Origin of the sequence: Pseudomonas asplenii (genome assembly GCF_001293465.1) — a bacterium.
In the GTDB taxonomy this organism is placed as follows: Bacteria; Pseudomonadota; Gammaproteobacteria; order Pseudomonadales; family Pseudomonadaceae; genus Aquipseudomonas; species Aquipseudomonas fuscovaginae_B.
On the sequence record NZ_JSYZ01000005.1, the window covers coordinates 48,314 to 56,332 of the forward strand.

An 8,019-nucleotide genomic window follows, 5' to 3' on the forward strand; every position below is an offset into this window, starting at 1 on the left:
GGAGGTTCCCCGATGAAATGGTTCTACAATCTGAAAATTTCAATCAAGCTGATCAGCTCTTTCCTGGTGGTCCTGGCGCTGACCGCGGCCATGGGAGCCTTCGCCATCGTCCAACTGGGCAGCGTCAACCAGGCGGCCCAGGACATCCGGGGCAACTGGATGCCCTCCATGCGCGCCGCGGCAGGCATGCGCTTTTATGCGGCCAACTACCGGCTGAAGGAAAACCGCCACATCTCCACGGAGGTGGCCGAGGAAAAGGCCCAGGCGGAACGCGAAGCCGCCGAGGCGCGCCAGCAGTTCGAAACCAGGCTCGACACCTACGAGAAACTGGTCTCGAACGACGAGGACCGTCAGCTTCTCGATAGCGTCAAGAGCGCCTGGGCCACTTACCTGGCGGGCAGTCAGAAAGTGTTCGAGCTGTCCCGGCAGAATGAGGAGGCTCAGGCCCGTGGCGTGCTGCGCGGCGAGTCCAAGGTGCATTTTGACGAGGTGACGGGGCGCCTGGAGAAAATGATCCTGCTCAACGACGCCGGCGCCACATCGGCGGGTGACAAGGGGGCGGCGTTGTACGAAAGCTCACGCCTGTCGATCGTTGCGGCCCTGATCGTGGCGCTGGTGGTCGGCCTGGGGCTGGCCCTGTTCATCGCCCGGATCATCTCGCGTCCGTTGCGCCATGCCGCGGCTGTCGCCGAGCATCTGGCCCAGGGCAACCTCAACGCCCATATCGAACCGGGCGCCAAGGACGAGACCGGCATGGTACTCAATGCCATGCGCAACATGGTCGGCAAACTGGCGCATATCATCGGCGACGTACGCAACGCGGCCGACAACCTGGCCAGCGCTTCGGAGCAGGTCAGCGCCACCGCGCAATCGATGAGCCAGGCCACCAGCGAACAGGCGGCCAGCGTCGAGGAAACCAGTGCCTCGGTGGAGCAGATGAGTGCCAGCATCAACCAGAACACCGAGAACGCCAAGGTCACCGATGGCATGGCCAGCAAGGCTGCCAAGGAAGCCACCGAGGGCGGCGAGTCGGTGCAGCAGACCGTGGTGGCGATGAAGAAGATCGCTCAGCGCATCAGCATCATCGATGACATCGCCTACCAGACCAATCTGCTTGCCCTCAATGCCGCCATCGAGGCCGCACGGGCCGGCGAGCATGGCAAGGGCTTCGCGGTGGTGGCTGCCGAGGTGCGCAAGCTGGCCGAGCGCAGCCAGGTGGCCGCCCAGGAGATCGGTGAGCTGTCCTCCAGCAGCGTGGACATGGCCGAGAAGGCCGGCAAGCTGCTCGATGAAATGGTGCCGTCGATCACCAAGACCTCCGACCTGGTGCAGGAAATCAGCGCCGCCTCCGAGGAACAGGCCGCCGGTGTCTCGCAGATCAACATGGCGATGACCCAGCTCAACCAGGTCACCCAGCAGAACGCCTCGAGCAGCGAGGAGTTGGCCGCCACCGCGGAAGAAATGAGCAGCCAGGCCGAGCAGTTGCAGCAGGCCATGAGCTTCTTCGTGCTCGATTCCACCGCCAGGGCCGCTCAGGTTCGCAGCCCCGACAACCCCGGCCACGTGTCCGACCGCCAGGCTACGCGGCCAGTGGCGCAGGCACCGCGCAAGGCGTTCGCCCACAACATGGCCGAAGCCTTGGACGAATCGGAGTTCACCCGCTTCTGATCGCAGGATCGAGGCCGGCTCAAAGGGAGAATGACATGGGCGCTGTAATGACCACCCGCCACACTGCGATCGCGACAGACGAGGATGCGCAATACCTGACCTTCATACTCGGCGGCGAGATGTTCGCCCTCGGCATTCTGGGCATCAAGGAAATCATCGAGTACGGCAGCCTCACCGTGGTGCCGATGATGCCCGCCTTTGTGCGCGGCGTGATCAACCTGCGCGGTGCCGTGGTGCCGGTGGTGGACCTGTCGGCCCGCTTTGGCCGGGAAACCTCGACGATCACCCGGCGTTCCTGTGTGATCATCATCGAGGCCCGGAGCGAGGAGGGTGAGCCCCAGGACATCGGGTTGCTGGTGGACACCGTCTCCGCGGTGCAGGACATACCGGCCGACCAGATCGAACCGCCACCCAGCTTCGGTGCGCGGATTCGCGCCGATTTCATCAGCGGCATGGCCAAGGTCGACGGCAAGTTCGTGATCGTGCTGGCGGTGGACAAGGTGTTGTCGATTGACGAGATGTCCAGCCTCGCCGAGGTCGCCCAGGCACCGGGGCTCGACCTGGACGCGCGTTAAGGTTCGAACATGTCAGACACCGCTTCTCTGGATGATCGTGAGTTCGGCCAGTTCCAATCCTGGTTGTACCGCGCGGCCGGTATCAATCTGTCGGTCGCCAAGAAGGCCCTGGTGGCCGGGCGCCTGTTCAAACGCCTCAAGCATTTCGAACTGGAGACTTACGGCGAGTACTTCAGGCTGATCATGAGCGATCAGAATATGGGGGAGCGGCAGGTCGCGCTGGATCTGCTGACCACCAATGAAACCTATTTTTTCCGCGAACCCAAGCACTTCGACTTCCTGCGTCAACAGGTCCTGCCCAAGGCCGCGTCAGGCAAGGTGTTTCGCGTGTGGAGCGCGGCCAGCTCCTCCGGCGAGGAACCCTACAGCCTGGCCATGACCCTGGCCGAACATCTGGGGACCACGCCCTGGGAGGTGGTCGGCTCGGACATCAGCACCCAGGTACTGGCTCGGGCGCGCACCGGGCATTATCCCATGGAGCGCGCTGGCACCTTGCCCACGCCGCTGCTGACCAAGTACTGCCTCAAGGGTGTTGGCCGCCAGGAGGGCACCTTCCTGATCGACAAGGCCCTGCGCAACCGGGTCAATTTTGTCCAGGTCAACCTCAATGAAAGCCTGCCCGAGCTTGGTGAGTTCGAGGTGATTTTCCTGCGTAACGTCATGATCTATTTTGACCAGAAGACCAAGAGCCAAGTGGTGGCCCGCCTGCTGCCGCGCCTGAAGTCCGGTGGTTACTTCATCATCAGCCATTCGGAAAGCCTCCACGGCGTGAATGACACGCTCAAGCTGGTGGCTCCGTCGATTTATCGCAAACCATGAAAAAGCCCGTAGATGTGAGTGAAGTGATATTGGCGCCAGGGCAGGTCAGCTTTGCCTCCCGGGCGACGCGCCTGCGTACCTTGCTGGGATCGTGCGTGGCGTTCACGTTCTGGCACCCGCAACGGCTGATCGGCGGCATGTGCCATTTCATGCTGCCGGCACGCTTGCGCCGCGGCCAGTGTCTGGACGGCCGCTATGCCGACGAGGCGGTCGAGCTGCTGTTGCGGCACGCGCGCGCCCACGGCACCACGCCGCAGGATTACCAGGTCAAGCTGTTCGGCGGTGGCGAGATGTTCCCCGAGCAGCGCCGCGCCGTGTCGACGCAGGACGTGGCCCGTCTGAACATCCGCGCGGCGCTGGACCTGGCCGAGCAGCATCGGTTGCACCTGGCTGCCCAGGACATGGGCAGTACCGGCTACCGCACGATTGTATTCGACCTGTGGAACGGCAACGTCTGGGTCCGGCATCAACCAATGGGAACCCTCTAGAACATGCCTAACAGAAAAATCAGCGTGTTGCTGGTCGATGATTCGGCCGTGGTGCGCCAGGTGCTGCTGACGATCCTCAACGACACGCCGGATATCCAGGTCATGGGGGCCGCCTCCGATCCGATTTTCGCCATGGACAAGCTCGCCCGGGAATGGCCGGACGTGATCGTGCTGGACGTGGAGATGCCCCGCATGGACGGCATCACCTTCCTGCGCAAGATCATGAGCGAACGGCCGACGCCGGTGGTGATCTGCTCGTCCCTGACCCAGAAGGGCGCGGAAACCTCTCTGCAGGCGCTGTCGGCCGGCGCCGTGGAGATCATCACCAAGCCGACCACCGGGTTGAAGAACTTCCTGATCGACTCGGCGGCCGAGCTGGTCGGGGCGATTCGCGCGGCGGCCAATGCCAACGTCAGGAACCTGGGCAAACGCAGCGCCCCCGTAACGCCTGCGCCGGTGCCCGCCAGCAAACTCAGCGCGGACGCGATCCTGCCCGCGGCCACCGGCCATGCCATGGCACAGACCACCGAACGCATCGTCGCCATCGGCACTTCCACCGGCGGGACCCAGGCTCTGGAAACCGTACTGACGGCGTTGCCGCGGGTGTGCCCGGGGATGGTGGTGGTGCAGCACATGCCGGAGAAATTCACCGCCTCCTTCGCCGAGCGCCTCAACAGTCTGTGCCAGATCGAAGTCCGGGAAGCACGCAACAACGACCGCATCCTGCCCGGCCTGGCCCTGATCGCTCCGGGCGGTAAACACCTGATGGTGACCCGTAGCGGTGCCTTTTACCACGCCCAGGTCATCGACGGCCCCCTGGTCAACCGCCATCGTCCGTCGGTGGACGTGCTGTTTCGCTCCGTGGCCAAATTCGCCGGCAAGAACGCCACCGGCATCATCATGACCGGCATGGGCGACGATGGCGCGCGCGGCCTCAGGGAAATGCTCGACGCCGGCGCCACCACGGTGGCCCAGGACGAAGCCAGCTGCGTGGTGTTCGGGATGCCCAAGGAGGCGATCAAACTCAATGCCGCGCAGCGGATCATGGCGCTGCAGGACATTCACCAGGCGATTCTGCATAAGTGAATGGACGTGCTGCCAGTCGTGACGGATGGGGTGCCTCAACCCTCCTGACAGCTTTCAACCACCCTGGGGGGGGGCTGGCGCCGAGCGTTGAACTCAGGGATGGTAGCCCTTGAGGATGTAGGCCGGGATTTGCTCCAGAGGAATCTCCCGGTGCACCGCATCCAGCTTGCGAGCCTCCTTGGGCATGCCATAGACCACGCAGGAAGCCTCGTCCTGACCGAGGGTGTAGGCACCGGCGTCGTACATTTCCCTGAGCCCGCGCGCGCCATCGTCGCCCATGCCGGTCATGATGATGCCGGTGGCATTGGCGCCGGCAGAACGGGCAACGGAGCGGAACAGGACATCGACTGAGGGTTTGTGCCGGGATACCGGAGGGCCGTCGACGATATCCACCACATACTGTGCGCCGCTTCGTTTGAGCAGCATGTGGCGGCCGCCGGGGGCGACCAGGGCGCGGCCGGGAATCACACGGTCACCGTGGCGCGCCTCGCGCACTTCGATCTGGCACAGACTGTTCAGGCGTGCCGCAAAGGCGGCGGTGAACTTCTCTGGCATGTGCTGGACGATAACGATACCGGCACAGACCCGCGGCAGGGCGGTCAGCACATATTCCAGGGCCTGGGTGCCACCGGTGGAGGTGCCCAGGGCGACGATGCGTTCGGTCGTGCGGATCATGGCCGCCGATCCACCCTCGGGCAGGATCGCGTCGGCTGTGAGTTTGGGGGGGACGGCGGCCGAGGTGTGCGCTGCCGTGCCGACCATTCGCCCCAGGCTCGCCTGGGACGCAGCCTTGATGGCATTCACCAGCTCTTCGGTGGCCTCGATCAGGAACTGGCGCAGGTTGCCCTGGGGCTTGGTGACGATGGCGACTGCGCCGGCCGCCAGGGCCTCGATGGTGGTGGCGGCGCCCTTTTCGGTCAGGGTCGAGCAGATCACCACCGGGGTTGGCCTTTCGACCATCAGCTTCTTCAGGAAGGAAATGCCGTCCATGCGCGGCATTTCCACATCCAGCACCAGCACGTCCGGCCAGTTCCGGTTCATCCGCTCCAGTGCGAACAGCGGGTCGGCGGCGGCACCGATCACCTCGATGCCATTGTGGCCTGACAGACTGGCGGTCAGTACCTGACGCACGACTGCTGAGTCGTCAACGATCATCACCTTGATGTTTTTCATGTTGAGCGGGCCTCGTCATGCCGACTGGCAACTTGTTGAGGATGGGGTTGGCGCAATGCGATGTTGCCGCTCCACACGTCGAAGATCAGGCTGCGGTAGCCTTCGCCACCCACATCGCGTGCGTGGCAGGTCAAGCCATGGGCGGCCAGCAGTACCAGGCCGGCTTCGATGTTTTTGCGCCCGATGTGCTGGCGGCTGCGGCTTTCCAGCATGTTGCCGCCGCCGAACAGGCTGATCCGGTAGTCCCTGGCGTGCGTGCCACTCATGCGCACTTCCTGCAGCAGTTGATGCAGGGCGACATCGGCGTAGCGACTATCCGGTTTCTGATTCGGATGGCTGCAGGTCGGCAGCAGGTAGTGGCACATCCCGCCCAGCAGCGCCGCGCGGTGCCAGAGCACAATGGAGACGCAAGAGCCCAGCAGTGTGCGCAAGCGGGTGTAGCGGTCGCCAAAATACAATTCGCCCGGCTGCAGGAACACCTCGATGATGCCCTTGGGCTTACGCATGGGACCTCCGGTAGATCGAAGGGCGTACCGACTGCAACTCATCGCAGATGCCGTTGAGGCTCTCCGAATGGCTGATCAGGAAGTAACCGCCCGGACGCAGGCGCGCGCACAGGCGCTGTACTACCTGGCGCTTGGTGTCGGCGTCGAAGTAGATCATCACGTTACGCAGGAAGATCACGTCGAATGTTCCGACTTCCGGCAGCGTGCGGTTTAGGTTGATCTGGCGGAACTGCACGCGCTGCTTCAGCGCCGGCTCCAGGGTGAACAGGCCGTCGTTGCGACCGGTGCCCTGCAGGCAGAAGCGCTGGCGCAGGTCGCTTGGAATGCCTTGGGCATCGTCCAGGGGGTAGAGACCGGCGCGGGCCTTGTCCAGGATGCGGGTGCTGATATCCGAGGCCAGGATTTCCCAGGGCCGGCTGCGAACGGTGTCGGCCAGCAGCAGGGCCAGGGTGTAGGGTTCTTCTCCGCTGGAGCAGGCCGCACTCCAGATACGCAGCGGACCGCTGCCACGCTGCAGCTCCGTGCCCAGTTTCTCGCGCAGAAAGTCGAAATGCCTGGGCTCGCGGAAGAAGTAGGTCTCGTTGGTGGTGAGCAGATCGACAGCCATTTGCAACTCGTCCTTGTCCTTCATCAACAACCGGTAGTAGTCGCCGTAGCTGCCCAGACCAAAGTGGCGCAGGCGCTTGCTTAGCCGACCGGCGATCAACTGGCGCTTGGCCTCGGACATGGCGATGCCGGCGATCTCGTGGATCATGGCGCGGAACTGGTGGAATTCGGGGTTGGAGAGGCTGAGTTCGGTCATGGCGGGCTCCTGGTCAGGCCGACAGCGGCATGTTGCCGGCCCGGCCGACCTCGACCAGTCCCTGCAGATCGTCCAGGGACAACACCCGGCCGATGTCCAGCATCACCACCAGGCGGCCGTCGAGCTTGGCCATGCCGTGGATGAAGTCGGTGCGGATGTGGGCGCCGAAGCTGGGAGCAGGCTCCATGTCCTGGGTATTGATCTCGATGACGGCATTGACCGCCTCGACAACGATACCCATCACCTGGCGCAGATCATCGCGTTCCACCTCCAGGATCACGATGCAACTGCGCCGGTTGAGGGTGGTCTGCCCGGCACCGAAGCGTTGGCGCAGATCCATGATAGGTACTACGCCGCCGCGCAGATTGATCACCCCGAGAACGCACGACGGCATCATGGGGACGGGGGTCAGGCTGGCGCACTCGATGATCTCGCGTACGCTACGGGTGCCGACGGCGAAGACTTCCTTGGCCAGGGTGAAGGTCAGGTACTGCTGGGGTGCATCCGGCAGGGCGGCGTCGCCGGAGCGGCTGAAGAAGCTGGACATGCTGCGCTCCTGGGGGCACGGGCGGGTGCCCCGGTCACGGGATCGAGGGGTTGAATCAGTGCTGGAAACGGACGAACCCGGCGGGTACGGCGTCATCGAACAGGTCGTCGTCACTGCTTTCCACGACGCGGCGGGGAGCCTTGCGTGCGATGCCGACCTTACCCTTGGCGCCGGCTTCATGGCTGGCCTTGCCCGAAGAGCCGACCTTGAAGAAATCCATCAACTGTTGCAGTTGTTCGGCCTGGCTGCTCATCTCCTCGGCGGTGGCAGCCAGTTCTTCGGAGGACGAGGCCGACTGCTGTGTGATCTCGCTCAACTGGCTCATGGCGGTATTGATCTGGCTGACACCGGTGGT

Annotated in this window: 9 protein-coding genes and 1 pseudogene; 5 read left to right on the plus strand and 5 right to left on the minus strand. The window is 63.9% G+C overall.

Annotation, left to right across the window (positions count from 1 at the left end):
* Nucleotides 1–12: 12 nt before the first annotated feature.
* The 5 genes from PF66_RS08665 to PF66_RS08685 are packed head-to-tail and all read left to right on the plus strand — an operon-like array spanning nt 13 to nt 4,636.
* Nucleotides 13–1,668 carry a methyl-accepting chemotaxis protein gene (locus PF66_RS08665; protein ID WP_054059321.1) on the plus strand — a complete coding sequence of 552 codons (1,656 nt, stop codon included), beginning with the start codon at nt 13–15 and terminating at the stop codon, nt 1,666–1,668.
* Between the two features lie 35 nt (nt 1,669–1,703).
* Nucleotides 1,704–2,243, plus strand: a complete 540-nt coding sequence (locus PF66_RS08670; RefSeq protein WP_054059322.1) for a chemotaxis protein CheW — start codon at nt 1,704–1,706, stop codon at nt 2,241–2,243.
* A 9-nt stretch (nt 2,244–2,252) separates the two neighbouring features.
* The gene (locus tag PF66_RS08675) at nt 2,253–3,062 is read left to right on the plus strand and encodes a CheR family methyltransferase (protein WP_054062466.1); all 810 of its coding nucleotides are present in this window, start codon (nt 2,253–2,255) and stop codon (nt 3,060–3,062) included.
* Complete coding sequence (cheD, locus tag PF66_RS08680) at nt 3,059–3,550, plus strand: chemoreceptor glutamine deamidase CheD (RefSeq protein ID WP_054062467.1); 492 nt, start codon at nt 3,059–3,061, stop codon at nt 3,548–3,550. Before PF66_RS08675 ends, cheD begins: the two co-directional genes overlap by 4 nt.
* A gap of 3 nt (nt 3,551–3,553) precedes the next feature.
* The gene (locus PF66_RS08685; protein ID WP_054059325.1) at nt 3,554–4,636 is read left to right on the plus strand and encodes a protein-glutamate methylesterase/protein-glutamine glutaminase; all 1,083 of its coding nucleotides are present in this window, start codon (nt 3,554–3,556) and stop codon (nt 4,634–4,636) included.
* 93 nt (nt 4,637–4,729) lie between these two features.
* Here PF66_RS08685 and PF66_RS08690 read toward each other — a convergent pair whose 3' ends face one another.
* From PF66_RS08690 to PF66_RS31875, 5 genes and pseudogenes are all read right to left on the minus strand, one after another.
* Nucleotides 4,730–5,809: a protein-glutamate methylesterase/protein-glutamine glutaminase gene (locus PF66_RS08690; protein WP_054062468.1), complete on the minus strand. Its 1,080-nt coding sequence runs from the start codon at nt 5,807–5,809 to the stop codon at nt 4,730–4,732.
* Nucleotides 5,806–6,315 carry a chemotaxis protein CheD gene (locus PF66_RS08695; RefSeq protein WP_054059327.1) on the minus strand — a complete coding sequence of 170 codons (510 nt, stop codon included), beginning with the start codon at nt 6,313–6,315 and terminating at the stop codon, nt 5,806–5,808. Before PF66_RS08695 ends, PF66_RS08690 begins: the two co-directional genes overlap by 4 nt.
* A complete protein-coding gene (locus PF66_RS08700) occupies nt 6,308–7,117 on the minus strand; it encodes a CheR family methyltransferase (RefSeq protein WP_054062469.1) in 810 nt (269 codons plus the stop codon). Before PF66_RS08700 ends, PF66_RS08695 begins: the two co-directional genes overlap by 8 nt.
* Before the next feature lie 13 nt (nt 7,118–7,130).
* Nucleotides 7,131–7,664, minus strand: coding sequence for a chemotaxis protein CheW (locus PF66_RS08705; protein WP_054062470.1), 534 nt, complete (start codon nt 7,662–7,664; stop codon nt 7,131–7,133).
* Between the two features lie 55 nt (nt 7,665–7,719).
* Nucleotides 7,720–8,019, minus strand: a pseudogene (locus PF66_RS31875) (methyl-accepting chemotaxis protein); the annotation flags it as partial.

Coding starts and splice junctions, on each gene's coding strand:
- PF66_RS08700 (WP_054062469.1), bottom strand. CDS start 7,117: ATGACCGAACTCAGCCTCTCCAACCCCGAATTCCACCAGTTCCGCGCC.
- PF66_RS08685 (WP_054059325.1), top strand. CDS start 3,554: ATGCCTAACAGAAAAATCAGCGTGTTGCTGGTCGATGATTCGGCCGTG.
- PF66_RS08665 (WP_054059321.1), top strand. CDS start 13: ATGAAATGGTTCTACAATCTGAAAATTTCAATCAAGCTGATCAGCTCT.
- PF66_RS08690 (WP_054062468.1), bottom strand. CDS start 5,809: ATGAAAAACATCAAGGTGATGATCGTTGACGACTCAGCAGTCGTGCGT.
- PF66_RS08705 (WP_054062470.1), bottom strand. CDS start 7,664: ATGTCCAGCTTCTTCAGCCGCTCCGGCGACGCCGCCCTGCCGGATGCA.
- cheD (WP_054062467.1), top strand. CDS start 3,059: ATGAAAAAGCCCGTAGATGTGAGTGAAGTGATATTGGCGCCAGGGCAG.
- PF66_RS08675 (WP_054062466.1), top strand. CDS start 2,253: ATGTCAGACACCGCTTCTCTGGATGATCGTGAGTTCGGCCAGTTCCAA.
- PF66_RS08670 (WP_054059322.1), top strand. CDS start 1,704: ATGGGCGCTGTAATGACCACCCGCCACACTGCGATCGCGACAGACGAG.
- PF66_RS08695 (WP_054059327.1), bottom strand. CDS start 6,315: ATGCGTAAGCCCAAGGGCATCATCGAGGTGTTCCTGCAGCCGGGCGAA.